This is a genomic window from Pseudomonas sp. Pso3, from assembly GCF_055393275.1.
Genome location: NZ_AP043687.1, coordinates 4817860 through 4843471, shown reverse-complemented (window position 1 = coordinate 4843471; position 25612 = coordinate 4817860). Strand labels below are relative to the sequence as shown.

28 protein-coding genes and 1 riboswitch are annotated in these 25612 nt (G+C 63.4%); of the genes, 20 read left to right on the top strand and 8 right to left on the bottom strand.

Translation table 11 applies throughout. The annotated features are described in order from the left end of the window. Positions 1–69 precede the first annotated feature (69 nt). A complete protein-coding gene (locus tag ACZ5R1_RS22765) occupies positions 70–1503 on the bottom strand; it encodes an aspartate ammonia-lyase (protein ID WP_027598670.1) in 1434 nt (477 codons plus the stop codon). Positions 1504–1657: 154 nt separating this feature from the next. Between ACZ5R1_RS22765 and ACZ5R1_RS22760 the strand changes: the two genes are divergently transcribed. From ACZ5R1_RS22760 to ACZ5R1_RS22710, 11 genes are all read left to right on the top strand, one after another. Further along, positions 1658–2563 (top strand): LysR substrate-binding domain-containing protein, encoded by a 906-nt coding sequence (locus ACZ5R1_RS22760; protein WP_027600461.1) that lies wholly within the window; start codon positions 1658–1660, stop codon positions 2561–2563. 106 nt (positions 2564–2669) lie between these two features. After that, the gene (locus tag ACZ5R1_RS22755; RefSeq protein WP_115946240.1) at positions 2670–3608 is read left to right on the top strand and encodes a 4-hydroxyproline epimerase; all 939 of its coding nucleotides are present in this window, start codon (positions 2670–2672) and stop codon (positions 3606–3608) included. Beyond that, positions 3605–4720, top strand: coding sequence for an NAD(P)/FAD-dependent oxidoreductase (locus tag ACZ5R1_RS22750; RefSeq protein ID WP_115946241.1), 1116 nt, complete (start codon positions 3605–3607; stop codon positions 4718–4720). Before ACZ5R1_RS22755 ends, ACZ5R1_RS22750 begins: the two co-directional genes overlap by 4 nt. Then, a complete protein-coding gene (locus tag ACZ5R1_RS22745) occupies positions 4714–4950 on the top strand; it encodes a (2Fe-2S)-binding protein (RefSeq protein WP_042134880.1) in 237 nt (78 codons plus the stop codon). Before ACZ5R1_RS22750 ends, ACZ5R1_RS22745 begins: the two co-directional genes overlap by 7 nt. Continuing rightward, a complete protein-coding gene (locus ACZ5R1_RS22740) occupies positions 4947–6182 on the top strand; it encodes an FAD-dependent oxidoreductase (RefSeq protein WP_464712738.1) in 1236 nt (411 codons plus the stop codon). The genes ACZ5R1_RS22745 and ACZ5R1_RS22740 overlap by 4 nt, the downstream gene beginning before the upstream one ends. Beyond that, the gene (locus ACZ5R1_RS22735; RefSeq protein WP_115946243.1) at positions 6179–6970 is read left to right on the top strand and encodes an AraC family transcriptional regulator; all 792 of its coding nucleotides are present in this window, start codon (positions 6179–6181) and stop codon (positions 6968–6970) included. The genes ACZ5R1_RS22740 and ACZ5R1_RS22735 overlap by 4 nt, the downstream gene beginning before the upstream one ends. Beyond that, the gene (locus tag ACZ5R1_RS22730) at positions 6967–7887 is read left to right on the top strand and encodes a dihydrodipicolinate synthase family protein (protein WP_115946244.1); all 921 of its coding nucleotides are present in this window, start codon (positions 6967–6969) and stop codon (positions 7885–7887) included. Before ACZ5R1_RS22735 ends, ACZ5R1_RS22730 begins: the two co-directional genes overlap by 4 nt. A gap of 373 nt (positions 7888–8260) precedes the next feature. Further along, entirely contained in the window at positions 8261–8755 is a 495-nt protein-coding gene (purE, locus tag ACZ5R1_RS22725; protein ID WP_027598658.1) for a 5-(carboxyamino)imidazole ribonucleotide mutase, read from the top strand. After that, complete coding sequence (locus ACZ5R1_RS22720) at positions 8752–9834, top strand: 5-(carboxyamino)imidazole ribonucleotide synthase (protein WP_115946245.1); 1083 nt, start codon at positions 8752–8754, stop codon at positions 9832–9834. The genes purE and ACZ5R1_RS22720 overlap by 4 nt, the downstream gene beginning before the upstream one ends. Before the next feature lie 128 nt (positions 9835–9962). Further along, positions 9963–10211 (top strand): GlsB/YeaQ/YmgE family stress response membrane protein, encoded by a 249-nt coding sequence (locus ACZ5R1_RS22715; protein ID WP_007160058.1) that lies wholly within the window; start codon positions 9963–9965, stop codon positions 10209–10211. Positions 10212–10378: 167 nt separating this feature from the next. Further along, positions 10379–10927 carry a DUF3299 domain-containing protein gene (locus ACZ5R1_RS22710; RefSeq protein WP_115946246.1) on the top strand — a complete coding sequence of 183 codons (549 nt, stop codon included), beginning with the start codon at positions 10379–10381 and terminating at the stop codon, positions 10925–10927. A 110-nt stretch (positions 10928–11037) separates the two neighbouring features. Here the strand turns inward: ACZ5R1_RS22710 and ACZ5R1_RS22705 are convergent, their stop codons facing one another. Continuing rightward, positions 11038–11415, bottom strand: a complete 378-nt coding sequence (locus tag ACZ5R1_RS22705; RefSeq protein ID WP_042134870.1) for a glutaredoxin family protein — start codon at positions 11413–11415, stop codon at positions 11038–11040. A gap of 140 nt (positions 11416–11555) precedes the next feature. On the opposite strand from ACZ5R1_RS22705, the gene ACZ5R1_RS22700 reads away from it, so the two are divergent. Further along, on the top strand, positions 11556–12224 hold the full coding sequence (locus ACZ5R1_RS22700) for a uracil-DNA glycosylase family protein (protein ID WP_042134867.1): 669 nt from the start codon (positions 11556–11558) through the stop codon (positions 12222–12224). Between the two features lie 36 nt (positions 12225–12260). After that, positions 12261–12641 carry a hypothetical protein gene (locus tag ACZ5R1_RS22695; protein WP_147302577.1) on the top strand — a complete coding sequence of 127 codons (381 nt, stop codon included), beginning with the start codon at positions 12261–12263 and terminating at the stop codon, positions 12639–12641. 302 nt (positions 12642–12943) lie between these two features. Here the strand turns inward: ACZ5R1_RS22695 and ACZ5R1_RS22690 are convergent, their stop codons facing one another. Together ACZ5R1_RS22690 and ACZ5R1_RS22685 are read right to left on the bottom strand one after the other, a co-directional pair. Continuing rightward, positions 12944–13666, bottom strand: a complete 723-nt coding sequence (locus tag ACZ5R1_RS22690) for an anti-sigma factor family protein (protein ID WP_108576350.1) — start codon at positions 13664–13666, stop codon at positions 12944–12946. A 29-nt stretch (positions 13667–13695) separates the two neighbouring features. After that, entirely contained in the window at positions 13696–14208 is a 513-nt protein-coding gene (locus ACZ5R1_RS22685; RefSeq protein ID WP_027597937.1) for an RNA polymerase sigma factor, read from the bottom strand. A 130-nt stretch (positions 14209–14338) separates the two neighbouring features. Here ACZ5R1_RS22685 and ACZ5R1_RS22680 point away from each other — a divergent pair, with 130 nt between their 5' ends. The 4 genes from ACZ5R1_RS22680 to ACZ5R1_RS22665 all read left to right on the top strand — a co-directional run bounded on the left by ACZ5R1_RS22680 (position 14339) and on the right by ACZ5R1_RS22665 (position 17851). Then, entirely contained in the window at positions 14339–14692 is a 354-nt protein-coding gene (locus ACZ5R1_RS22680; RefSeq protein ID WP_051398701.1) for a DUF305 domain-containing protein, read from the top strand. Between the two features lie 5 nt (positions 14693–14697). After that, the gene (locus ACZ5R1_RS22675; protein WP_037007585.1) at positions 14698–16158 is read left to right on the top strand and encodes a YncE family protein; all 1461 of its coding nucleotides are present in this window, start codon (positions 14698–14700) and stop codon (positions 16156–16158) included. 25 nt (positions 16159–16183) lie between these two features. Then, a complete protein-coding gene (locus ACZ5R1_RS22670) occupies positions 16184–16558 on the top strand; it encodes a COG4315 family predicted lipoprotein (RefSeq protein ID WP_027597935.1) in 375 nt (124 codons plus the stop codon). Between the two features lie 129 nt (positions 16559–16687). Continuing rightward, positions 16688–17851, top strand: a complete 1164-nt coding sequence (locus tag ACZ5R1_RS22665; protein WP_027597934.1) for a TDT family transporter — start codon at positions 16688–16690, stop codon at positions 17849–17851. Positions 17852–18016: 165 nt separating this feature from the next. Here ACZ5R1_RS22665 and ACZ5R1_RS22660 read toward each other — a convergent pair whose 3' ends face one another. The 4 genes from ACZ5R1_RS22660 to radC form a co-directional block, all read right to left on the bottom strand. Further along, the gene (locus ACZ5R1_RS22660) at positions 18017–18367 is read right to left on the bottom strand and encodes a DUF190 domain-containing protein (RefSeq protein ID WP_027597933.1); all 351 of its coding nucleotides are present in this window, start codon (positions 18365–18367) and stop codon (positions 18017–18019) included. Positions 18368–18377: 10 nt separating this feature from the next. Beyond that, positions 18378–18761 carry a fluoride efflux transporter CrcB gene (gene crcB / locus ACZ5R1_RS22655; RefSeq protein WP_027597932.1) on the bottom strand — a complete coding sequence of 128 codons (384 nt, stop codon included), beginning with the start codon at positions 18759–18761 and terminating at the stop codon, positions 18378–18380. A gap of 107 nt (positions 18762–18868) precedes the next feature. Continuing rightward, positions 18869–18929: riboswitch (Fluoride riboswitch) on the bottom strand. 151 nt (positions 18930–19080) lie between these two features. Further along, entirely contained in the window at positions 19081–20451 is a 1371-nt protein-coding gene (locus ACZ5R1_RS22650; RefSeq protein ID WP_081049679.1) for an IS3 family transposase, read from the bottom strand. Positions 20452–20491: 40 nt separating this feature from the next. Beyond that, complete coding sequence (gene radC / locus ACZ5R1_RS22645) at positions 20492–21127, bottom strand: RadC family protein (protein WP_115946248.1); 636 nt, start codon at positions 21125–21127, stop codon at positions 20492–20494. A 135-nt stretch (positions 21128–21262) separates the two neighbouring features. Between radC and coaBC the strand changes: the two genes are divergently transcribed. The 3 genes from coaBC to algC all read left to right on the top strand — a co-directional run bounded on the left by coaBC (position 21263) and on the right by algC (position 25541). Beyond that, positions 21263–22486: a bifunctional phosphopantothenoylcysteine decarboxylase/phosphopantothenate--cysteine ligase CoaBC gene (coaBC, locus tag ACZ5R1_RS22640; RefSeq protein WP_077171190.1), complete on the top strand. Its 1224-nt coding sequence runs from the start codon at positions 21263–21265 to the stop codon at positions 22484–22486. Then, positions 22479–22934 carry a dUTP diphosphatase gene (dut, locus tag ACZ5R1_RS22635; protein WP_027598635.1) on the top strand — a complete coding sequence of 152 codons (456 nt, stop codon included), beginning with the start codon at positions 22479–22481 and terminating at the stop codon, positions 22932–22934. The genes coaBC and dut overlap by 8 nt, the downstream gene beginning before the upstream one ends. A 1212-nt stretch (positions 22935–24146) precedes the next feature. Beyond that, the gene (gene algC, locus ACZ5R1_RS22630) at positions 24147–25541 is read left to right on the top strand and encodes a phosphomannomutase/phosphoglucomutase (RefSeq protein ID WP_220376268.1); all 1395 of its coding nucleotides are present in this window, start codon (positions 24147–24149) and stop codon (positions 25539–25541) included. Positions 25542–25612: the final 71 nt, after the last annotated feature.

Here is a 25612-nt window from a genome sequence, read left to right as displayed (position 1 = left end):
CCAAGCAAGAAGGATACCGCGCCCGCGGGGAGTTGCCGTCGGTTACCGCTCAGGTCTGGCGTGTGGGACTCAGACCTTGGCTTTCAGCGGTACGAGTCGCGGGGCGATCATGTTTTCCGGGCGCAGGATGTCGTCCAGGGTCGCCTCGTCCAGCAGATTCTCCTCGCGCACCAGCTCCAGCACGCCGCGACCGGTTTCCAGCGCCGTCTTGGCGATGCGGGTGGAAGTCTCGTAGCCCAGGTAGGGGTTGAGCGCGGTGACCAGGCCGATGGAATGCTCCACCTGGCGGCGGCAGTGCTCGACGTTGGCGGTGATGCCGGTGATGCAGTGCTCGCGCAGCATGTCCATGGCGCGCTGCAAGAGGCGGATGGAGTCGAAGATCTTGTAGGCGATCAGGGGCTCCATGACGTTGAGCTGCAGCTGGCCACCCTCGGCCGCCAGGGTCAGGGCCAGGTCGTTGCCGATGATCTCGAAGGCCACCTGGTTGACCGCCTCGGGGATCACCGGATTGACCTTGCCCGGCATGATGGAGCTGCCTGGCTGGCGCGGCGGCAGGTTGATCTCGTTGATGCCGGTGCGCGGGCCGCTGGAGAGCAGGCGCAGGTCGTTGCAGATCTTCGACAGCTTCACCGCGGTGCGCTTGAGCATGCCGGAGAACAGCACGAAGGCGCCCATGTCCGAGGTCGCCTCGATCAGGTCGGCGGCGGGCTTGAGCGGCTGGCCGCTGATCTCCGCCAGGCGCTGCACGGCCAGCAGCTGGTAGCCGGGATCGGCGTTGATGCCGGTGCCGATGGCGGTACCGCCCAGGTTGACCTCGGTGAGCAGTTCCGGCGCCAGGCTCTTCAGCCGCGCCAGGTCTTCGCCCAGGGTGGTGGCGAAGGCATGGAATTCCTGGCCGAGGGTCATGGGCACCGCGTCCTGCAGCTGGGTGCGACCCATCTTCAGCACCTCGGCGAATTCCACGCCCTTGGCGGCGAAGGCGGTGATCAAGCTGTCCAGGCTGGCGAGCAGGGCGTCATGGCCGAGCAGCAGACCCAGGCGGATGGCGGTGGGGTAGGCGTCGTTGGTCGACTGCGCCATGTTGACGTCGTTGTTCGGGTGCAGGTGGCGATACTCGCCCTTGGCGTGGCCGAGCAGCTCCAGGGCCACGTTGGCGATCACCTCGTTGGCGTTCATGTTGGTCGAGGTGCCGGCCCCCCCCTGAATCATGTCCACCACGAACTGGTCGTGGAATTCGCCGCGAATGATGCGCGAGCAGGCGTCATTGATCGCCTGGTGCTTTTCCGCGGGCAGATGGCCCAGTCGGTGGTTGGCGTCGGCCGCCGCCTGCTTGACCATGGCCAGGGCCACCACCAGCTTGGGGTAGTGACCGAGGGGTACGCCGGAGAGGCGGAAGTTCTGCACGGCGCGCAGGGTCTGGATGCCGTAGTAGGCATCGGCGGGGACTTCGAGGGTACCGAGGAGATCTTTTTCGAGGCGGACGGATGATGCAGAGTCGGACATGATAGCGTTGGGCTTCGATCGAGCGGCGGGCGCCGCGATGCCCTAGAATCTAGGCTTGCCAGCCGATCTCGGCCAATGCCGATCCGCCAAGCCTCATGCCGGATCGGCATAACTCGGGTTGTGACCTCACGAGATCAGATGACGTATGGGTGCCATGAACATCGAATTCAAATGGCTGGAAGACTTCGTGGCCCTGGCGGCCACCTACAGTTTTTCCCAGGCCGCCGAAAAGCGTTTCGTCACCCAGCCCGCCTTCAGCCGGCGCATCCGCGCCCTGGAGGAAAGCGTCGGCCTGACCCTGGTGGACAGATCCCACACCCCGGTCAGCCTCACCGAGGCCGGGCAATTGTTCCTAGTCACGGCGCGCAGCGTGGTGGAGCAGCTGGGCGAGACGGTGCGCCACCTGCACCACCTGGAAGGCGGGCAGGGCGAGGTGCTGCAATTCGCCGCCGCGCACTCCTTGGCATTGGGCTTCTTTCCGCAGTGGATCGCCGGCCTGCGCGGCCAGGGCCTGGCCCTGGCCAGCCGCCTGGTGGCCACCAACGTCGGTGATGCCATCCACGCCCTGCGCGACGGTGCCTGCGACCTGATGCTGGCCTTCCACGATCCCGATGCCGCCCTGCAGATGGATCCGGAGCTCTTTCCCTCGCTGCACCTGGCGCACACCGCCATGCTGCCGGTCTGCGCCACCGATAGCGAAGGACGACCCCTGTTCCAGCTCGACGGGCAAAGCAGTGTGCCGCTGCTGGCTTACAGCGCCGGCGCCTTCCTCGGTCGCTCGGTGAATCTCCTGCTGCGCCAGCGCAAGTTGCGCGCCGTGACCCTCTATGAAACCGCCATGGCCGACAGTCTCAAGACCATGGCGCTGCAGGGCCTGGGTGTGGCCTGGGTGCCGCAGCTGTCGGTGGCCGCGGAGCTGGCCCGCGGCGAACTGGCCATCTGCGGCGATGCCGCCTGGCAGGTCGGCCTGGAGATCCGCCTCTACCGCTGTGCCCTGTTGCGCAAGCGGCTGGTACAGCAGGTCTGGCGGCATCTCGAAAAGCAGGGGCCCTCAAGCTGAAAATCTAGCCCTGATTGTGCTGATATCGGCTTTTGTCTAGCCGACGTCCTGCAAGCCTTTTGTGCCGATCTGCGCGACACTGGCCTCTCTCTCACGGAGGTCAGCCATGCAGCGCATCCGCGTCATCGACTCCCACACCGGCGGTGAACCCACGCGCCTGGTGCTGGATGGTTTTCCCGAGCTCGGCCACGGCAGCATGGCCGAACGCCGCAGCCGTCTGGCCGGCGAGCACGACGCCTTCCGCCAGGCCTGCATGCGCGAACCGCGTGGCAACGAGGTGCTGGTCGGGGCGCTGCTCTGCGAGCCGGTATCGCCTGCGGCCAGCGCTGGCGTAGTGTTCTTCAACGAGGTCGGCTATCTGGGCATGTGTGGTCACGGCACCATCGGCCTGGTGGTCTCCCTGGCCCATCTCGGCCGGATCGGCCCCGGCGATCACCTGATCGAGACCCCGGTCGGCGACGTCACCGCCACCCTGCATGACGACGGTAGCGTCAGCGTGCGCAACGTTCCGGCCTATCGCTATCGCCACGCCGTCCGGATGGAGATTCCCGGCCATGGCCCGGTCACCGGCGACATCGCCTGGGGTGGCAACTGGTTCTTTCTCTGTGCCGATCACGGCCAGCGCATCGCCGCCGACAATCTCGACGGCCTGCTTACCTTCAGCCTGGCCCTGCGTGGCGCCCTGGAGGCCGCCGGCATCACCGGCGAGCAGGGCGGGCACATTGATCACATCGAACTCTTCGCCGAGGATCCGGACGGCGCCGACAGTCGCAGCTATGTGCTCTGCCCGGGCCGTGCCTACGACCGTTCGCCCTGCGGCACCGGCACCAGCGCCAAGCTGGCCTGTCTCGCGGCCGATGGCGACCTGGCCCCTGGCGCCGTCTGGCAGCAGGCGAGCGTCATCGGCAGCCGTTTCGAAGCCCATTATCAGCCCGGCGACGAAGGCCGTATCCTGCCGGTGATCCGCGGCCGCGCCCATGTCATGGCCGAAGCCACCCTGCTGCTGGCCGCGGACGATCCCTTCGCCTGGGGTATTCCGGGGTGAAGCAGGTGGCGGACGTCCTCGTCGTCGGCGCCGGCATCGTCGGGGCCAGTTGCGCCGCGGCCCTGGCCGCGCGCGGCTGTCGCGTGCGGGTGCTGGACGCTGGCCTGCCTGGCGCCTCCGCCGCCGGCATGGGCCACCTGGTGGTGATGGACGACGACCCCGTCGAATTGACCCTGAGCGCACGCTCCCTGGCGCTCTGGCGCGAGCTGGTGCCCCAGTTGCCAGCCGCCGCCGACTACCGTAACTGCGGCACCCTCTGGCTGGCCCGCGATGCCGCCGAGCTGGATTTGATCGAGGCGAAGCGCCAGCGTCTGGACGCCCAGGGCGTCGCCAACCAGCCGCTGAACGCTGCGGCGACCGCCGCGGCGGAACCGGCCTTGACCGCCCTGGCTGGTAGCCTGGAGGTGCCCGGCGACGGCCTGCTCTATGCACCCGTGGTGGCCGCCTGGCTGCTGCAACGCTCGCCGCTGATCGAATTCCAGCGTGCCCGGGTAAGCGCCGTCGAAGGCAGACGGGTGCGCCTGGATGACGGGCGGTGGCTGACCGCCGACGCCGTGGTGCTCGCCGCCGGCCTGCAGGCCGCCAGTCTCTGCCCGGACCTGCCGCTGGTGCCCAAGAAGGGCCATCTGCTGATCACCGACCGCTATCCCGAGCAGGTCCGCCACCAGCTGGTGGAGATCGGCTACGGCGCCAGCGCCCATGCCAGCAGTGGTGCCTCGGTGGCCTTCAACGTCCAGCCGCGCCCCACCGGCCAGTTGCTGATCGGCTCGTCGCGCCAGTTCGAGCGTCCGGACATGGCCGTGGAACCTGCGGTGGTCGGCCAGCTGCTGCGCCGCGCCCTGGATTTCCTGCCCGGTCTGACCCATACCTCGCTGATCCGCGGCTGGACCGGCCAGCGCGCCGCCAGTCCCGATGGCTTGCCGCTGATCGGCGCCCATCCCGATCAGCCCGGTCTGTGGCTGGCGGTCGGTCACGAGGGCCTGGGCGTCACCACCGCGCCGGCGACCGCCGAAGCCATCGTCAACGGACTGTTCGACGAGGGTTCCACGTTCCACGTGGAACCCTTCGCACCGGCTCGCTTCGCGACCACCCCGAGGAGCCTGGCATGCTGACCCTGTTCATCGATGGCGAGCGCCTGGAGATGCGTCCCGGCAGCCTGCTTACCGCGGCCCTGGCCAAGAGCGGCAATCCCGCCGCGCGCCGTTCGGTAGGCGGAGAAGCCCGGGCCCCTTTTTGCGGCATGGGCATCTGCCAGGAATGCCGGGTACAGGTCGACGGCGTGCGCCGCCTGGCCTGCCAGACGCCGTGCCAGGACGGCATGCAGGTGGAGCGCCTGTCATGAACGCCACGCGCTGCGATCTGCTCATCATCGGCGGCGGCCCGGCCGGTCTCGCCGCCGCCCGCGCCGCCAGTGGTCGGGGCCTGAACCTGGTGCTGCTGGACGACAATCCCTTGCCTGGTGGTCAGATCTGGCGCGCTCGTGCGGGCCAGGTCGCCGCCGAAGTCGGTCAATTGCCGGCAGACGTCACCCTGCTTATCCAGACCCGCGTCGCCGCGGTCCTGGGCTCACACCAGCTGCTGCTGGAAGACGCCCACGGCAGCCGTACCCTGGATTTCCACACCCTGATCCTCTGCACCGGTGCCCGCGAACTGCTGTTGCCGTTCCCTGGCTGGACCCTGCCCGGAGTGACCGGCGCGGGTGGTCTGCAGGCGCTGATCAAGGGTGGCGTGGAGGTGGCCGACGAGCGCCTGGTGGTCGCCGGTACCGGTCCGCTGCTGCTGGCCAGCGCCGCCACCGCGCGCCAGGCGGGTGCCCGGGTCGCCCTGGTCGCCGAACAGGCCGGGCGCCGAGCGGTACTCGAGTTCGGTCTGCAGCTCTGGCGCTGGCCCAACAAGTTGCGCCAGGCGCTGACCTTGGCCACCCCCCGCTATAGCCCCGGCAGTTGGGTCGAGGCGGCGCTCGGTACCGACCGTCTCGAAGCCGTACGCCTGCGCCAGGGCGAGCGTCGCTGGGAGATCGCCTGCGATCGCCTGGCCTGTGGCTATGGCCTGGTGCCCAATGTCGAACTGGCCCAGAGCCTTGGCTGCGCGACCCTGGATGGTGCGGTGGCGGTGGATGACAACCAGCGCAGCAGCCAGCCGCACATCCTGGCCGCCGGCGAATGCACCGGCATCGGCGGCAACGAACTGGCCCAGGCCACCGGCCGTATCGCTGGTCTGGTCGCCAGCGGCCGCCTCGACGCCATTGCCAGTGTGCAGGCCGAAGCCCGGGCCTGGCGCCGCTTCGCCGCCCGACTGGCTCGCACCTTCGCCCTGAATCCGGCCATTGCCCGGCTGGCCCAGCCGGATACCCTGGTCTGCCGCTGCGAAGACGTCGCCCTAGGCGCCCTGGTTGGCCATGCCGACTGGACCCAGGCCAAGCTGCGCAGCCGCTGCGGCATGGGCGCCTGCCAGGGCCGCATTTGCGGCCAGGCCACCCGCGTCTTGCTGGGCTGGACGCCCCCGGCGCCGCGCTTTCCCCTGCAACCCACCCGTATCGACAGCCTGTTGGCCCTGACCGAGGACGAGAGATGAACGCCGCCGCCCACCTGGACGCCCTGAACCGCGCCCGGCCCGCCGACCTGCCCGCGCTGCTCGCCAGCCTGAGCCTGGTGGCGCCGCTGCTCGACGCCATCCCCGGCGTGGTGTTCTTCGTCAAGGATCTGGAGGCGCGCTATGTGCTGGTCAACCTGACCCTGGCCCAGCGCTGCGGCTTCGAGGACGTCAGCGAGTTGCTCGGCCGGACCGCCGAGGAAGTCTTTCCCGCCCCCCTGGGCGGCGCCTACGCCGAACAGGATCGCCGCGTGCTGCGCGAAGGCCTGGCGCTGGACGATCAACTGGAATTGCACCTCTACGCCGGTCGTACCCCGGGCTGGTGCCTGACCCGCAAGCTGCCGCTGCACGACGCCCAGGGGCGGCTGATGGGCATGGCCGGCATCTCCCACGATCTGCAGGCCCCGGCCGCCGATCATCCGGCCCACGCCAAGGTGGCCGAGGTGGATCGCTATCTGCGCGAGCACTACGCCCAGCCGCTTTCGGTAGGCGAACTGAGTCAGAGGGTCGGCCTGTCGGTCTCCCAGCTCGAACGCCAGTGCAAGCGCATCCTGCGCCTCACGCCCCAGCAGTTGCTGCACAAGGCCCGGCTCGACGCCGCCTCGCGCCTGCTGGCCCGCGACCTGCCCGTCACCGAGGTGGCCCTGGCCTGTGGCTATACCGACCACAGCGCCTTCAGCCGTCAGTTCCGCCGTCTCACCGGCCTGTCGCCCCGGCAATACCGCGACTCTCTCAAGCCCCGTTCCCGTCTGGAGGAAACCCCCGCATGAGCACTCCCCGCGTCAACTGGAGCGGCGTCTTTCCCGCCGTCACCACCCAATTCAACGACGACTTCTCGGTCAACCTGGAAAAGACCCATGGCGTGATCAGCAACCTGGTGCGCGATGGCGTCTCCGGCCTGGTGATGTGCGGCACCGTGGGCGAGAACACCTCCCTGACCCTGGAAGAAAAGATCTCCCTGGTGGAGGTCGCCAAGGACGCCGCCGGTGGTCGCGTACCGGTGATCTGCGGCGTGGCCGAATTCACCAGCCTCAATGCCACCCGCACCGCCCAGGCGGTGGGTCGCGCCGGCGCCGACGGCATCATGCTCATGCCGGCCTTGGTCTACTCGGCCAAGCCCCACGAGACCGCCGCCCACTTCCGCAGCGTGGCCAGCGCCCTCGACCTGCCGCTGATGGTCTACAACAACCCGCCGATCTACAAGAACGATGTCACCCCGGACATCCTCATCTCCCTGGCCGACGTCGACAACATCGTCTGCTTCAAGGATTCCTCCGGCGACACCCGTCGCTTCATCGACGTGCGCAACGAGGTGGGCGACCGCTTCGTGCTCTTCGCCGGTCTCGACGACGTGGTGCTGGAAAGCATCGCCGTGGGCGCCGAGGGCTGGGTCTCGGGCATGTCCAACATCTTCCCCACCGAAGGCGAAACCATCTTCCGCCTGGCCAAGGACGGTCGCTTCGCCGAGGCCATGCCGCTCTACGAATGGTTCATGCCGCTGCTGCACCTGGATGCCCGCCCGGACCTGGTGCAGTGCATCAAGCTCTGCGAAGAACTCGCCGGCCGCGGCAGCGCCCTGACCCGTCCGCCGCGCCTGGCCCTGCCCGACGCGGACCGCGCCTTCGTCGAACGCCTGATGGCCAAGGCCCTGGAAACCCGCCCGCAGTTGCCTGACGTGGGGATCTGAGGCAAGGCCTTATCGCGGCCATGGCGGTACGCCGACGCGGCCGCTCCTACAATCGTGTCTGAACCTGTAGGAACGGCCCATGGCCGCGATAAAAACCACCCCTCACGCCGCGCCAATCCGCCCCCTCTCCCGCTTGCGGGAGAGGGCTGGGGTGAGGGCGCTCTTCAGGGCGATCCCACCTCAAGCGTCCAGGCATCTAGCCCGCACCTCTCGCCCCACACCACCACCCATCCCATGAGCGCCACAGCCTGTCCTCCAACCGACAGGCGATACCCGGCGCAGGGGCACGCTCCGCCCCGCTTTCGTCTATACTAGGCCGCTCATTTCCCAAGCCACGTCCATCGCGTGGCTTCTTCATTTCAGAGGCACGACGATGAGCGCACTCGTAGGCGTGATCATGGGCTCCAAGTCCGACTGGTCCACCCTGAGCCACACCGCCGACATGCTGGACAAGCTGGGCATTCCCCACGAAGTGAAGGTGGTCTCCGCCCACCGCACCCCCGATCTGCTGTTCCAGTACGCCGAAGAGGCCGCCGGGCGCGGTATCGAGGTGATCATCGCCGGTGCCGGTGGCGCTGCCCACCTGCCGGGGATGTGCGCCGCCAAGACCCACCTGCCGGTGCTGGGCGTGCCGGTGCAGTCGTCCATGCTCTCGGGCGTCGACTCCCTGCTGTCCATCGTGCAGATGCCGGCCGGTGTACCGGTCGCCACCCTGGCCATCGGCAAGGCCGGCGCCATCAACGCGGCCCTGCTGTCCGCCAGCATCCTCGGCGGCAAGTACCCCGAATACCACGAGCGGCTCAACGCCTTCCGCGAAGAGCAGACCCGCACCGTGCTGGACAACCCCGATCCGAGGGAGCAGGCATGAAGATCGGCGTCATCGGTGGCGGCCAGCTGGGCCGCATGCTCGCCCTGGCCGGCACGCCGCTGGGCATGAACTTCGCCTTTCTCGATCCGGCGCCTGACGCCTGCGCCGCCGCCCTGGGCGAACACCTGCGCGCCGACTACGGCGACCAAGATCACCTGCGCCAGCTGGCCGACGAGGTCGATCTGGTGACCTTCGAATTCGAGAGCGTCCCGGCCGAGACCGTGGCCTTTCTCTCGCAGTTCGTGCCGGTCTATCCGTCCGCCGAAGCCCTGCGCATCGCCCGTGACCGCCTGTTCGAGAAGTCCATGTTCCGCGACCTGGGGATCCCCACCCCGGCCTTCGCCGACGTCCTCTCCCAGGCCGACCTGGACGCTGCCGTGGTCCGTATCGGCCTGCCGGCGGTGCTCAAGACCCGCACCCTGGGCTACGACGGCAAGGGCCAGAAGGTCCTGCGCCAGCCGGAAGACGTCACCGACGCCTTCGCCGAACTGGGCAGCGTGCCCCTGTTGCTGGAAGGCTTCGTGCCCTTCACCGGCGAGGTCTCTCTGGTCACGGTGCGCGGTCGTGATGGCGAGGTCGCCTGCTACCCGCTGGTGCACAACACCCACGAGAGCGGCATCCTTCGCCTGTCGGTGGCCAGCTCCGACCACCCGCTGCAGGCGCTGGCCGAAGACTATGCCCGCCGCGTCCTGGAGCAGCTCGACTACGTAGGCGTGCTGGCCTTCGAGTTCTTCGAGGTCGAGGGTGGGCTGAAAGCCAACGAGATCGCCCCGCGCGTGCACAACTCCGGGCACTGGACCATCGAAGGCGCCGAGTGCAGCCAGTTCGAGAACCACCTGCGCGCCGTGGCCGGCCTGCCGCTCGGTTCCACCGCCAAGGTCGGCGAGAGCGCCATGGTCAACTTCATCGGCTCGGTACCGCCGGTGGCGGCCGTCACCGCTCTGGAAGACTGCCACCTGCACCACTACGGCAAGGCCTTCAAGGCCGGACGCAAGGTCGGTCACGCCACCCTGCGCAGCGCCGATGCCGCGACCCTGCAGACCCGCATCGCCGCCCTGGAAGCCCTGATCCAGGATTGATGCCAGACGGCTTCCGCACACGGAAGCCGTTTTCCCCTGAACCTCGACGGATCACCGGTGGTCGGAGACTACAACGACGCCTGCTGACCGGCGTTGTCTTACCAGCACTCAAACAGGGGATTCTTCACATGGGCATCATCGCAACCATCATCATCGGTCTCATCGTCGGCCTGGTTGCCCGCTTCCTGAAGCCGGGCGACGACAGCATGGGCTGGATCATGACCATCATCCTGGGCATCGTCGGCTCCGTGGTCGCCACCTACCTGGGCCAGGCTCTGGGCATCTACCGTGCCGGTGAAGGCGCAGGTTTCATTGGTGCCGTGGTCGGCGCCATCATCGTGCTGTTCATCTACGGCATGGTGACCAAGCGTCGCTAAGACGCCGCTTCGCCTCGGCGAAGCCAAGTAGCACAGCGTTTTCGCCCCTGGTGTCGCCCGTCGACCCAGGGGCTTTTTCATGGGCGAGGCTCTGCTTTGCGGCCTGGAGACTGGACCCCCGACCTGGCGCGCCTCACACTCGGACTTTTGCGTCCGACCTGCCGACCATGCCCAGACTGCTCATCGCCCTGCTGCTCGCTAGCCTGCCGCTGCTGACTCACGCCGCCAAGGGCGAGCCCCCGGAAACCAACTGGCTCGATCTGCTCACCGCGGAGGATCGCCATGCCCTGGAAACCATGCCCGAAATCAGCCACAACAGCCCCGAGGCCCCCGGTGGTTTCGGCTCACCGGGCGGGCTCAAGCAGAAGGACAGTGGCCTGCCCGAGGTGATGCACTCCACCCGCACCGTGGCCACCCTGGATGGCCAGAACGTGCGCCTGGGCGGCTTTCCAGTGCCGCTGGAAACCGACGCCAAGGGCAATTTCCGCGAATTCTTCCTGGTGCCCTATCCGGGCGCCTGCATCCACGTCCCGCCGCCCCCGCCCAACCAGATCGTGCTGGTACGCTACCCCAAGGGCGTGCCGCTTCCCGACATCTACGAGCCCTACTGGGTCATCGGCACCCTGCACACCGAGGCGGTCGACAACGCCCTGGCCGAGGCGTCCTATACCCTGGACGCCAGCAAGGTCCGCAAGGTCGAAGAAAGCGATCTCTAACGATCGTAGGTTGGGTTGAGACAGCTCCACCGTCGCAGCCCAACAGCCAGAGGCAGCCCCGTAGCGTGGACAACGGCGCAGCCTTGTCCACCAACGATCACACGCAGACCCTAGGCCGGCTGCCGCTCGCCGTAGCGCTGCTCCAGATAGGCGATGATGTCGTCCGACTCGTACATCCACACGCTCTGGCTGCCTTCGTCGATCCGCAGGCAAGGCACCTTCACCCGGCCACCACCCTGTTCCAGCTCGGCGCGCAGTTGCGGGTCCTTCTTGATGTCCTTGAGGCGGATCGGCAGGTTCAGCCGATGCAGCGCCCGGCGCGTCTTCACGCAGAAGGGGCAGGCTTGGAACTGGTAGAGCGACAGATTCGCCAGCTCCGCCTCGATGGCAGCCTGAGCCTGCTCAGTGCGCTTGAGCTTGCGTGGCCGGGTCACCAGATCCAGGCCGACGATCACCTGGCCGAGGCCGTTGCGTAGCAGATTGATCAACGCGATTCACCTTGAGGGTCGTTCGAGCCGGGCAGTTTACCCTATCGCTCCCGGGCTGCCGCTCCGCCAGTCGTTACGGAACGTCACCCGCGGGGCAGGGCTCTACTAGAGGGATTAATTCCTTGATGGAGACCTGTTGCATGCCGCTGTCTTCCGCAGAGCGCGAAGCCTTTCGCCAGCTCGCTGCCGATCTTCCGGGTGTCGATCTTCCGGTCTATGAACAGTTCGCCAAAGACCCGCTGGACCCCATCATTGGTCTGGGCGATCCCGATGCGCCGCTAGGCTTCTTTGGTCGCGATCCAGGGCGGGACGAGGTGAAGTACGGCGAACCCTTCATCGGCAGCGGCGGCCAGATCGCCCGCAAGGTCCTCTATACCCACCTGTACGGCCAGCCCCCGGCCGATTTCGAAGCCACCCGCAGCCTGAGCCAGCAATTCTTCTGGGCCAACACCGTGCCCTACAAGCCGCTCGGCAACAAAGCCTGGTCGGAACGGGTGAAAAAGACCTTTCACCCCCTGATGCGCCGCCTGCTGATAGAGCACTGGCACGGCACCCAGCTCATCACCCTCGGCCGTGAAGCCTTCCTCTGGTTCGGCATCGGCCAAACCAAGGAAGAACGCGCCCGCCTGGAAGCTTTCTGGAAAAGCGAAGAGCGCTTCGAAAGTAGCATTGAGGTCACCCTGGAAACGGAGGAGGGCATCCGCAAGACGCTAACGCTTTACCCTCTGCCGCATCCTTCGCCGTTGAATCAGACTTGGTATACGAGGTTTCCGGGGTTGTTGGAGAGCAGGATTAAGAAACTCGTATAGTCTTATAAGACATTCCTAGCCAGATTGGATATTGCAATGGAAGAGTTCTGGTCGTTCATATGCTCTATATTTGGGGCGGGACTAGGTACTTTCCTTGTAGGTTTCTTAGGAAAGACTTGGGTGGAGAATCGGGTAAAGGCAAGTATAGATCACGAGTATGCTAAAAGTTTGGAACGAATCAAGGATGAGATAATTAGAGATCAAGCTAGATCATTCGAAGAGTTAAAAAGAGAGCTCCAGATAAGAGATAGAGCGGCAAAGATCGCAGATCTAATTTCTGAATGGTATTCCTGGCTGAAGAGCCAAAAGCAGCTTGACCTATTGACTTTCGAAGCTTTTTTGTGGCTTCCCGATGAAATTCTAGAAGATCTCTCTGCAGTGCTTTCACATTCTCCCGGTGCGCCTGATGTTAGGTAGGTATTGAGTAAGGTTAGAAATCATTTGATAGGTGAGACTAACTTAGATCCGACGAAATTTATTATTTTTACGGAAGAAGCTATCAAGCGTTCTCACGAACGTAATTCCTCTTGGAAATCTTATTCGAAAGGTGTTCCCACTGGAGTGCCATCGCAAGATAGCAGTACGTAGTTCCTAAATAGTCTTAGAAGCCTAAAGCCAACCATATTCCGCCATCGACAAGGGCTCCCCATCCCCCTGAAATGACCCCCAAATGTTGGACAGGGTTGGTTTCAAGCAACGAGCACTGGTCTGAACGGGAACTAGAGAGGTGGCCTCTGCGAGATCGCCTCACGCAAGGTATCAAACGATGCTTCGCTAGGACTCACCAACGCAAAGTTGTAGCCCTGTCCTGACCAATAGTCAGCCGTAACATCGCTTTCCCTACGAGATCCGTGGCCAACGTCGCGCTGGCTGTTGGGATGCCGCACATAGAAGATCACTTGGCGCCCTTTCGTATCCCGGTAGAGCACCATCGCGGCGGCGCCGGTGTCCGTGGCCATGAGACGACCACCCACTGGGATCAAGCCGAAGCGCTCCAGGTTAGGGAGGGCGGGCGCCTGCACAAATGTCCTTTCAAGCCAATGCTGAATCGCACCGTCCTGGCCGGTTACATCGACTGGCGGCCGCCCCTCGGCGCTCGCAAATAGTCGATAAGCCTCCACGGCATCCGCCATTGGAACGTGCGCCCGCCGCAGCATCGATTCCCGTGCCTGCCACCCTAAGCCGCTACCCAGGCCTAACGTCAGCACTAGCGAAGCGAGATAAGTCATACGTCTTTTACGTCTGGCGACTATCCGGTGTCGCACGACTGCTGGCATAAGGTGTGTCGGTAAAGGCTCAAGCACGGGAGAAAAAATCAGCCGTAGCCGACGATTCTGCTCGCGGATATCAGCTACCCGTGCGGCATCTTCCGGATGGGTTGCAAGATAGCGCATCACCTCCTCGTGCCGCAGCGCATCCAACTGATTGTCGGCATAAGCCATCAACTCTTCAGGAGTAGGAGGTCGATACATCATTTCAATACTCGCAAAGCGGCGGTAGCCAAAGGACTTTCGTGGATCTGTCTCAAGGCCGCGCGTGCCCGCGCCAAACGAGACATGACGGTTCCCAGTGGAATGCCAAGCGCCTGTGATACATCGCGATAGCTCATGCCTTCCACCGCGACCAACAGCAGCAGGGCACGCTGTTCGTCATTGAGTCTCTCAAGATTCGTCAACGCTTCTTGATCCAGATAGATCGTCTCAGCCGAAGGCTCAACCGGGACCTCTTGGAATCCCAGCCACTCCAACAGACGACCATAGCGGCGCTCACGACGTCGGCCATCAACGAATTGGCGGTACAGGATGGTGAACAGCCAGGCTCGCACATCACCGGCGGGACAGCGCGTGTTCCCATGCGTAAGCGCCCGTTCTAGACAACTCTGGACCAAGTCATCGGCGCTGGCTTCGTGACGAGTAAGCGATCTTGCGAAGCGACGCAGAGACGGTAGTAGCTGAGAAAGCATGGCGTCATCAAGCATGGACATTCCCCTGGTATCGCTGACAGACGCTTGAGCTGACCTTTTATTCCCCACAATTTTTATTTTTGTAGGTATGGAATAACCCAGACCGTACAAACGTCTGCATTGGAAACTCACCAGTCTGCTGGAGCGCCACGTGTTTTCAGTCAAACACCCGTTGTTGGCAGTCACCCTTCTGGTGCTCGTGCTTCCCATTGCCTGGGCCGAACCTGATAGCAGCGCCGCCACGGCGCAGGCCGACAACCGCCAGGCCATGGATCAGATGATGGCCGCGATGCACAAGCCCAGCAGTGGCAACGTAGACCGCGACTTTGTGACCCAGATGACGGCACATCACCAGGGTGCGATCGAAATGGCACGGATCCAATTGCGGTATGGCCATAACGAACGCCTACGCCGTCTGGCCCAAGAGATCATTGTCACCCAACAACAGGAAATCGCCGTCATGCAGCAGGCGCTTTCTGAATTGCCCGCCTCTCCAACTCGGTAATCCTCATGCCTCGATTGTCGCTCACCCCGCTCGCCGCTGTGTTGTTAGTAATCTCCTGCACCGCTTCAGCCGGTCAAGTTCCGCGTGCTGCTGCACAACCGGACATCACGATTAGTTCCCAAGACCGTGTGTATACGGCGGAGCAGTTCTCCAACACGGTATCGGTGATTGATCCCAGCACGGAAAAATTGCTCGGCGTCATCACCCTAGGCGACAGCCAACCCAAGAACTTGAGTCCTTTGTACAAGGGCGAGCTACTGGTGCATGGCTTGGGATTTTCGCCAGATGGGCGAACCTTGGCCGTCGTAGCGATAGGCTCGAACTCCGTGTCCTTCATCGACACCGCCAACAACCAGGTGAAGGGTAAAACCTATCTGGGTCGCGCGCCTCATGAAGCCTTTTTCACCCCTGACGGCAAAGAGCTCTGGGTCACGGTACGGGGCGAGGACTATATCGCCGTGATCGACCCGGTGACTTTCAAAGAGAAGACGCGAATTGGCGTACCGCCAGGCCCTGGCATGCAGATCTTCTCCCCTGATGGCCGCTATGGCTACGTCTGCTCCTCGTTCACTCCGGAAACCGTAGTGGTTTCGGTTGCCGAGCATCGAATTGTTGGCCGCGTCGCTCAGGCGAGTCCCTTCTGCCCCAACATCGCTGCGTCTGCAGATGGCCAACAGGTCTGGCTCACCCTAAAAGATGTCGGTAAGACCCAGGTGTTCGCAGCCAAACCGCCGTTCAGCTTGATTAAGACGCTTGATACTGGCGCGATCACTAATCACGTCAACTTGGTTCGCAATGCCCGCGGAAGCTTCGCCTATGTAACGGTAGGCGGAGAAAATCGAGTCAAGGTCTTCCGAACCGATGATTTCAGCCAAGTCGCCAGCATTCCTGTTGGCGCTTTGCCCCACGGTCTCTGGCCGTCAGGAGATGGCACGCGGTTGTACGTGGGACTAGAGAATGCTGACAGTGTGGCCGTCATCAATACGCTGACCAATAGCGTTGAAACCACTGTACCCGTGGGGCAGGCGCCCCAGGCTTTGGTCTACGTTCCCCGCGCCGCTACCCAGGGCGCTGGGCTGGCAAATCTTAAGCCGTTAGGGAGCGCCGCCAAGAGTATTCAGATCGCCCTGGCTCCGCCGGGTCAACACGAACGTCATACCACTCAGGTGACACTTTTCGACCAGGGCTTGACTCAGGTCCTGCAGGCCTCGGTTACGGGCCTGGTGGCCAAGCAGCCCTATGTACTAGCGTTGGCTCGTCATGCAGACGGTAGCGGCGCTCTTGAGTCTCTCGCCGCTTTTCAAACCAATCCCGCCGGCGCAGCTATCGTGAATGCGGTAGGACCGATACGCCAACTGGTTCAGCAATCCCAGGCGGATGAACAGCGCTACCTCGTCATCGCACCTGGTGCAGCCGATGCGCCAGGTGCTCCCGTGCAAGTGCAAGTGCTCCAATCGAAATACTAATAACCAATAACCATCGAGGTCCAGCATGCTCAGACAAGTGTTGATTGCCACTGCCATTTTCTCCATGACAGGGCTGGCCGTGGCGGCCACGCCCGCCAAGGTTGGCGACACCACCTTGGGTAAGGTGCTTGTGGATGAAAAGGGTATGACGCTTTACACCTTCACCAAGGACAGCGAGGGTAAGTCCGCCTGCAACGGCCCGTGCGCCAAGAACTGGCCGCCGCTGATGGCACCGGCAGGGGCCAAGAGCGGTGACGGCTATACCGTAGTACAGCGTGAGGATGGTAGCCAGCAATGGGCCTATAAGGGGCAGCCACTCTATACCTGGGTAAAGGACAGCAAGCCCGGTGAAACGACCGGTGAAGGTGTCAATCAAGTCTGGCACGTCGCGAAGCCTTGATCGTGGAGCAGTCCCTGCGGACAGCGGGGACTGCTTATCTATTTAGTAGATTACTTTTTATATCATATTCAATTTTTCAGATAATCGAGCCGGGCTAGACTGTTTGCATTCCTCAGCGGAGCTCACCTCATGACATTAAAGGATGCTATAGCCCTGCGCACCGGCGGCAAGCCGCTCAGCCAGCTCAAGCAGCCGCTCGAAGTCGTTCGCCAGTTCACCCCCAACTGGTTTGCGGCAACGATGGGCACCGGTATTTTGGCAATCGCCTTAGCGAGTTTTCCCGCGTCGGTACCCGGCTTGCGTCTGATCGCCGAAGGACTGTGGCTGTTCAACATCTTGCTTTTCGTTCTATTCAGCGGCTTGTATGCCGCTCGCTGGATCTTGTTCTACAACGAAGCCAAGCAAATTTTTGCCCACTCCACCGTATCGATGTTCTTCGGCACCATTCCGATGGGGTTGGCAACAATCATCAACGGGATGCTGATCTTTGGGCTGCCACGATGGGGTGAGGTGGCTGTCACGATTGCCACCGGACTTTGGTGGGTCGATGCGGCCATGGCACTGGTTTGCGGAGTAGCGATTCCGTACCTGATGTTTACTCGTCAGCAGCACAGCATCGATCAAATGACGGCGGTATGGTTGCTACCTGTGGTAGCCGCCGAAGTGGCCGCTGCCAGTGGCGGGCTGTTGGCACCGCACCTAGCCGATGGCGGGCACCAATTCACCGTGCTGGTGACCAGCTATGTGCTTTGGGCCTATTCGGTACCTGTCGCCCTAAGTGTCCTCGTGATCCTGCTATTGCGGATGGCACTGCACAAGCTGCCTCACGAGAACATGGCTGCATCGAGCTGGTTATCGCTTGGCCCCATTGGTACAGGTGCGTTGGGTCTGCTCGTGATGGGCAGCGACGCGCCGGTCATCTTCGCTGCTCACGGTATGGCCGGAATTGGCGCCGTCGCGCAGGGGCTAGGCGTAATTGGCGGGATCCTACTATGGGGACTCGGCTTGTGGTGGATGAGCCTTGCCATACTGATCACGCTGAAGTACGCGCGCCACGGCATCCCTTTCAACCTGGGATGGTGGGGTTTTACTTTTCCACTGGGCGTCTATGCCGTCACGACGCTACGTTTGGGAAGCACGCTTGGGTCAGGTTTCCTTACCGTCTTCGGTGCCTTTTTGGTCGTCGCCTTGACTGCTCTGTGGGCGGTGGTCGCGGGACGCACCCTAGCCGGTGCCTACCGCGGGACGCTGTTCGTCTCGCCTTGCATTGCTCATCTGCAACCACGCAAATGAGGTCGATTAGGTGGCGCCTCGCTGAGCAACGCTACCAAGCTAGGACCATCAGCCCACTCTCTACGACGAGTGAGCTGATGAGTCCGCAAATGGGGCTCAGTGAAAGCCATCCCTTGATGCCGTTGGTTACCGCGGCCGCCTTAACCGATTCAAAGGTGCGTCAGCTCAGGACGAGGATGACTCTGTCTCTTGGGAAGGGCGGTGGCGTCCTACCGTGCCAATCTCGGCAGGCGTCTTGATGTAGAACAGTGCCAAGTCTTCCGATTCGAGGCGTTGAAACAGCATGTCGTGTTGAATTTGAGTCAGCGCCATCGTTACCTGGATGGGCTGATCGGCAAGCTCAAAAAAATGAGCGGAGTGGCGTTTTCCATCTTGGCCAAAGCCTTCAGCCGCCACTGACAACGTTGCGCCACTTAGGTGAAGCTCTTTAGCAAGATCCAGAAGCCAATCTCCAATCTGCTGATGTTCATGGCGACGATTTTGTTCGGTATAGAACGTAACGAGATAGTCGTTCATGCTATTGCCTTTAGCGTGGGTGCAGCAGGTTGATGGTCAAGATACCCAGGGCTGTCATGCACAGGGACCCCACGACATGAACGCTGATTGCAGTCAGCGCCATGAGCAGCCTTCCTTGCTGGATTAGCATCAGTGTCTCAGCAGAAAACGTCGAGAAGGTGGTTAAGCCGCCGCAAAATCCGGTGATCAGAAACAGCCGCCATTCAGGCGCAATCCCGGGCCAAGCAGCGAAGATGGCTACGGCCATTCCGATGATGTAGCCACCTACAAGATTCGCAACGACCGTCCCAGGCGGGAGCGACGGGAACCAGGCATTTAGCTTCAAGCCCAGTATCCAACGGAGCCAGGCACCCAAGGTCGCACCGAGTGCGATGGCTATGAGCGGCTTCAGCATGGAACGTCTCCCAAGGGGAATGGAAGACTAGGGGCCGGGGAGGGATATGGTCGGTGCATAGCGCTGTCCTCGAAAAAGACAGGGCGCACCTACGCACCCTGCCAAGGGGTTACGTAGGCATCATCAGCACGAGGCGGTTTGAGGAGGAATGCCATCTCCTTAGCGGATCATAGCAGCGCAGCAGATGACTTTGAAGATGGCTCGTTCTTGAAGCCGACATGCCTGCCACTGCTTATTGAGACCCGGAGCATGCCTGCACTCCTCAAACGCCGAGGGTCTAGAAACCGATCGACTCTGCGGTAGCTATGAGGCAAACGTCCTATTCGTCACAGGTATTCACAGCTTTCGCTATTGCCAGACGATATTCAGCTGGACTGCGCCCACCCAGTGCCAATTTGATTCGCTCCTTATTGTAGTAGTCGATATAGGCCCGAATTGCTACTGCCAGCTCCTCTACGCTTGAGAACCTGTTGCAGTGGAAAAGCTCAGATTTTAGTACTGCAAAAAAGCTTTCCATTGCCGCATTGTCGAGGCAATTGGCTCGCCTTGACATACTCTGAGTCAGTCCATGCTGACGGATCAGCTGTTGGTAGGCAGGGTATTGATAGTGCCAGCCTTGATCGGAATGGATGAGCGGTTTCTCATGAGGCCGAAGGGTCTTCAATCCGTCTTTCAACATACGTAAGACCATCTCGAACGATGGGCGCTCACTTATCTCGAAAGCCACAATTTCCTTATTGAAGAGGTCAAGAATCGGTGACAGGTATAGCCGGTTTTGATTGACACGAAACTCCGTTATGTCAGTCGCCCACCGCTGATTGGGCTGCGGTGCGGTAAAGCGGCGTTCCAGCAGGTTAGGCGCCACGCAGGACTCCGGCCCTGTGAATGGACGATAGCGACGGCGTCGCAGCGTGCACTTTAACGACATTTCGCCCATCAGCCGCTGTACTGCCTTGTGATTGATCTGCTGCCCCTGATTGCGTAGCGCCTGCGTGATGCGGCGATAGCCATAGCGACCCCGATGATGCGCGAACATCGTCCGGATGCTCTCTTTGCGGGCACCTTGTTTGTCTGGTTGGCGAGTGACCTTGAGGTGGTAGTAGAAGCTGCTTCGAGGAAGACATGCTCCCTGAAGAAGCGCATCAAGTGGATATCGTGACCGCAACTCCTGCACGATAAGTGCTTTCTGCTGATTGTCCAGGTCACTGTCCTTGAGACCCAAGCTCATGGCTTTGCGCAGAAAGGCGTTTTTGACCTGCAGATAGGCAACCTGCTTTTCCAGCTCTCGGACTGGGTTTGCGATGTGGGGCTTGAAAGCGGATGGATCTGGAACGGGAAGAAGGGGCAAGGAGTCACCTCTGCGTTTGCTGGCCAACCCCTCGATACCATACCTCTGCCACGCATCGACCCAGCGCTGCATTTGGGAGCGATTGAGACTAAATCGCTCACTAGCCCGTCGGATTGATAGGCCTTCGACGATCTGTCGCACCACCTCGATCTTGAAATCGATGCTGTGATAACGATAACGCTTTTGTAGAGCCGCTTTTCCGTGATTGGCATAGGCGCCAATCCATCCTTTTACCTGCACCACGCTGACGTCATGCACCCTAGCGAGGTGGCCGTAGCTGCAATCGCCCTTTTGGTACTGAGCGACGATCTTCAATTTGAACGCTAGAGAGTACTTGGGCATGGTACGCCTTCAAGGCAGCGTCCAACTTTCGGGGGTCATTTCACCCCACGATGAAATGATCCAGCACCCGCACATCGATCAGCACCAGGGCGTCCTTGAGTCGGGTGGTGAGCAGGCGGTCGGCCTGGCTGGGTTCGGCGATGCCGGAAGGGTGGTTGTGGGTGAGGATGACGGCAGCGGCGTTGTGGGCGAGGGCGCGCTTGAGCACCTGGCGGGGGTAGACGCTGGCGCCGTCGATGGTGCCGTGGAACAGGGCTTCGAAGGCCAGCACCCGGTGGCGGGTGTCGAGGAACAGGCAGCCGAAGATCTCGTGGGGTTCGTGGCGCAGGCGGGCCTTTAGATAGTCGCGGACCTGCTGGGGGCTTTCGAGGGCCAAGTCGCGCTTGAGGCCTTCGGCCAGGTGGCGGCGGCCCATTTCCAGGACCGCCTGCAACTGGCTGAACTTGGCCGGGCCGTGGCCGAGGTGAGCGCTGAAGGCGGCGAGATCGGCCTCCAGCAGGGCCCTCAGGCTGCCAAATTCCCCGAGCAAGTGGCGGGCGAGGTCCACCGCGCTTTTGCCGGCTACGCCGGTGCGCAAGAAGATCGCCAGCAGTTCGGCGTCGGTGAGGGCCTGGGCGCCTTGTTCCAGCAGTTTCTCCCGCGGCCGTTCCTGGGCCGGCCAATCCTTGATGCTCATGGACGCTCCTTGTCTGGCGGGGCGCCTGCGTCCGGCAGGCGCTGTGCTATCTTAACCGGATCATTCGCGGGTGCGCGCAGGCCTCGATTGGCCGTGCGATGCCCGCTCTAGACGGTTTGAGAACGGAAAGGCTATATGCAGCGGCTCCATCGTAAACGCATCGTGCTGGGCGTCGGAGGTGGCATCGCCGCTTACAAGAGCGCCGAGCTGGTGCGCCGACTCAAGGATCAGGGCGCCGAAGTGCGGGTGGTGCTGACCCGCGGCGGTCGCGAATTCATCACGCCGCTGACCCTGCAGGCACTGTCGGGTCTGCCGGTGCATCTGGATCTGCTGGACCCGGCCGCCGAAGCGGCCATGGGGCATATCGAGCTGGCCCGCTGGGCCGATCTGGTGCTGGTCGCGCCGGCCACCGCCGATGTCATGGCGCGCCTGGCCCAGGGCGTGGCGGATGATCTGCTCACGACGATCGTGTTGGCCACCGATGCCCGGGTCGCCCTGGCACCGGCCATGAATCAGGCCATGTGGCGCGATCCGGCCACCCAGGCCAATGCCGAGCTCTTGCGCAGCCGTGGCATCAAGCTGTTCGGCCCGGCCAGCGGCAGTCAGGCCTGTGGCGACGTCGGCCCCGGCCGGATGCTGGAGGCCACCGACCTTGCCCAGCTCGCCGCCGACTGCTTCCAGCGCCTGGACCTGACCGGTCGCCATGTGGTCATCACCGCGGGGCCGACCCAGGAAAACATCGATCCGGTGCGCTACATCACCAACCACAGCTCCGGCCGCATGGGCTTCGCCCTGGCGGAAGCGGCGGCGGAGGCGGGCGCGCGCGTCAGCCTGGTGAGCGGCCCGGTGCATCTGCCGACCCCCGATCGCGTCGAGCGTATCGACGTGATCAGCGCTCGCGACATGCTGGCCGCCTGCGAGGCGCTGATGCCCTGCGACGTGCTCATCGCCTCGGCGGCGGTGGCGGACTATCGCCCCGAGGTCATCGCGCCGCACAAGCTGAAGAAGGATCCCACCCGCGGTGATGGTCTCCTGCTGGAGCTGGTGCGCAACCCGGACATCCTCGCCACCCTGGCAGGGCGCCCGGATCGCCCCTTCAGCGTCGGCTTCGCCGCGGAAACCCAGAATCTGCTGGAGTACGCCCAGCGCAAGCTGCGCGACAAGAATCTCGACCTCATCGTCGCCAACGACGTGGCCAATCCGGCCATCGGCTTCAACAGCGAAGACAACGCGGTTACCGTGATCGACCGTGGCCTGCACGAGATCCGCTTCGAGCAGACCAGCAAGGGCAAGATCGCCCGGCAGCTCATCGCCCTGATTTCCACCCACCTGAAAGACACCACCCAGAACCATGCATAGCCTTCAAGCCAAGATCCTCGACCCGCGCCTGGGGCGCGATTTCCCGCTGCCGTCCTACGCCACCCCCGGCTCGGCCGGCCTCGACCTGCGCGCCATGCTGCAGGAGGATCTGGTGCTGGAGCCGGGGCAGACCGCGCTGATTCCCACCGGGCTCGCCATCCATGTGGCCGATCCGTCGCTGGCGGCGCTGATCCTGCCGCGCTCGGGCCTGGGCCATAAGCACGGCATCGTGCTGGGCAATCTGGTCGGCCTGATCGACTCGGACTACCAGGGCGAGCTGATGGTCTCCTGCTGGAATCGCGGCCAGACCACCTTCACCGTGAGCGTGGGCGAACGTATCGCCCAGCTGATGCTCGTACCTGTGGTGCAGGCGCACTTCGATATCGTCGACAGCTTTACCGAGACCGAGCGGGGCGCTGGCGGCTTCGGCCACTCCGGTACCCGCTGACGCCAGACACGCAAGGCGCGCCGTGACATAAAGGAGAAGAACGGCATGGCAAGGGGCAAGAACGACAAGGATGTGCGCAAGGCGGCTCCCCGGGTCGCTGGCTTGCCCGGCATGGGCGCGGGACTGCTGCTGGCGCTCGCCGGCCTGCTGCTGGCCGCGCTGCTGCTGTGGTTCCTGGTGTTGCAGCCGCAGGGCGCGCGCAACCAGGAGCAGCAGGCGGACCAGGCGCTGCAGGCGCAGGCGACCTCTCTCAATCAGCTGCTGGTCGGCCTGACCCGCCGGCTGCAGGGTGTCGCCGGGGATGCCCTGGTGCTGCAGGCCCTGCAGGGCGACGATCCGGCGGCGCGCGCGGCGGCGGAAAGCCAGCTGCGCGAGCGCCTCGGCGTGGTCGACGTGCTGGTGGTGCCAGCCGGCATGCGCCAGATCGAAGACGATCGTCCCGGCCCCCTCAACTATGCCGCCCTCGATCTGCTCAAGCGCCTGGAAAGCGGCCAGCGGACCCCGCCGGAAGCCTATCGACTGGGCAATCGCTGGCTGGTCTACAGCGCCCAACCCATCCGCCGCGGCGATCAGCTGCTTGGCAGCGCCGTGCTGGTGGAAGAACTCCCGGCCGTCTTGCAGGGCTGGGCCACGCCACCGGCGACCGTCGGCCAGTGGCGCCTGCTGCAGCAATTTCCCGGGGGCAGCATGCAGGTGCTGGCCAGTGGCGGCAGCCCCGGTGATCCGGCGCTGATGCGGCGGCTCGCCACCGGCAGCCCGCTCTGGACGCTTGAGTTGGCACCTGCCGCCGAGGCCGGCGCCGATACACCGCTGGGCATTCCCTTGGTGGCGCTGCTGCTGGCGCTGTTTGGCGTGCTGGCGGGCTTTTGGCTGTTTTCCCGGGAGCTGTCACGCCGGCTCCGTGACGACGTCCGCAGTCTGACGGCCTATGCCGAGGAACTAGAAGCCAATCAGATAGCCAAAAGCCCGACTTTGCGCCTGGCGGTAATGGAACCCGTGGCCAAGTCGACGGCCCGATTGGCCAGCCGATCGGCCGGGTCGTCGCCGGACCTGTACGCCACCGCTCCCAGCGATGCGGTGGCCAAGACCCTGGCGGAGTTTGCCGACAGAGGCCGCTCTCAGCAGAGCGAGCCGCTGTTCCAGACCACCGACATCCTCGATATCAGTATCCTCGACGAAGACCAGGATCTCCTGGGATTGGAGAAACCCCCGATGAGCACTACCTCGCAAGCCCCCCAACTCAACGCCAGCATCTTCCGCGCCTACGATATCCGTGGCGTGGTGGGTGACTCCCTGACCGCCGAAGCCGCCTACTGGATCGGGCGCGCCATCGGCTCGGAGAGCCTGGCGCGTGGCGAGCCCAACGTGGCCGTCGGCCGTGATGGCCGCCTGTCCGGCCCCGAGCTGGTCGCCCAACTGATCAAGGGCGTGGCCGACAGCGGCGCCAATGTCAGCGATGTCGGCATGGTGCCGACCCCGGTGCTCTACTACGCCGCCAACGTGCTCGAAGGCAAGTCCGGCGTCATGCTGACCGGCAGCCACAACCCGCCGGACTACAACGGCTTCAAGATCGTCATCGCCGGCGAGACCCTGGCCAACGAATCCATCCAGCGTCTGCGCGAGCGCATCGAGACCGGTGACGTGGCCAGCGGCCAGGGCCAGATCAAGCAGGTCGACGTGCTCAAGAGCTACGCCGACTACATCCGCAACGACGTGGTGCTGGCCAAGAAGCTCAAGGTGGTGGTGGACGCCGGCAACGGTGTCGCCGCGGTCAACGCGCCCCAGCTGATCGAGTCCCTGGGCTGCGAGGTCATCCCGCTGTTCTGCGAGGTGGACGGCAACTTCCCCAACCACCACCCGGATCCGGGCAAGCCCGAGAACCTGGAAGACCTGATCGCCAAGGTCAAGGAAACCGGTGCCGACCTGGGCCTGGCCTTTGACGGCGACGGCGACCGCGTCGGCGTGGTGACCAACGAAGGCAAGATCATCTATCCCGACCAGCTGCTGATGCTGTTCGCCAAGGACGTGGTCTCCCGCAACCCGGGCGCCGACATCATCTTCGACGTCAAGTGCACCCGCCGCCTGAACAACCTCATCGCCGGCTACGGCGGTCGTCCCATCATGTGGAAGACCGGCCACTCGCTGATCAAGAAGAAGATGAAGGAAACCGGCGCGCTGCTGGCCGGCGAGATGAGCGGCCACGTGTTCTTCAAGGAGCGCTGGTTCGGTTTCGACGACGGCATCTACAGCGCCGTGCGCCTGCTGGAGATCCTCAGTCAGGAGAAGAACAGCGCCCAGCAGGTGTTCGATACCTTCCCGGTAGACATCTCCACCCCGGAGATCAATATCCAGGTGACCGAAGAGAGCAAGTTCGGCATCATCGAAACCCTGCAGCGCGACGCCCAGTGGGGCGATGCCCAGATCACCACCCTGGACGGCGTCCGCGTCGATTACCAGAACGGTTGGGGCCTGGTGCGTGCGTCCAACACCACGCCGGTGCTGGTGCTGCGCTTCGAGGCAGAAACCCTCGAAGAGCTGGAGCGCATCAAGACGGTGTTCCGCAAGCAGCTGCTGGCGGTACAGCCGGATCTGAATCTGCCGTTCTGACCTTGGGTCAGCGGTAGCACAGAGGGCGCCTAGGCGCCCTTTGTCTTTTCTATGTCGACCTTGAGAGGTGA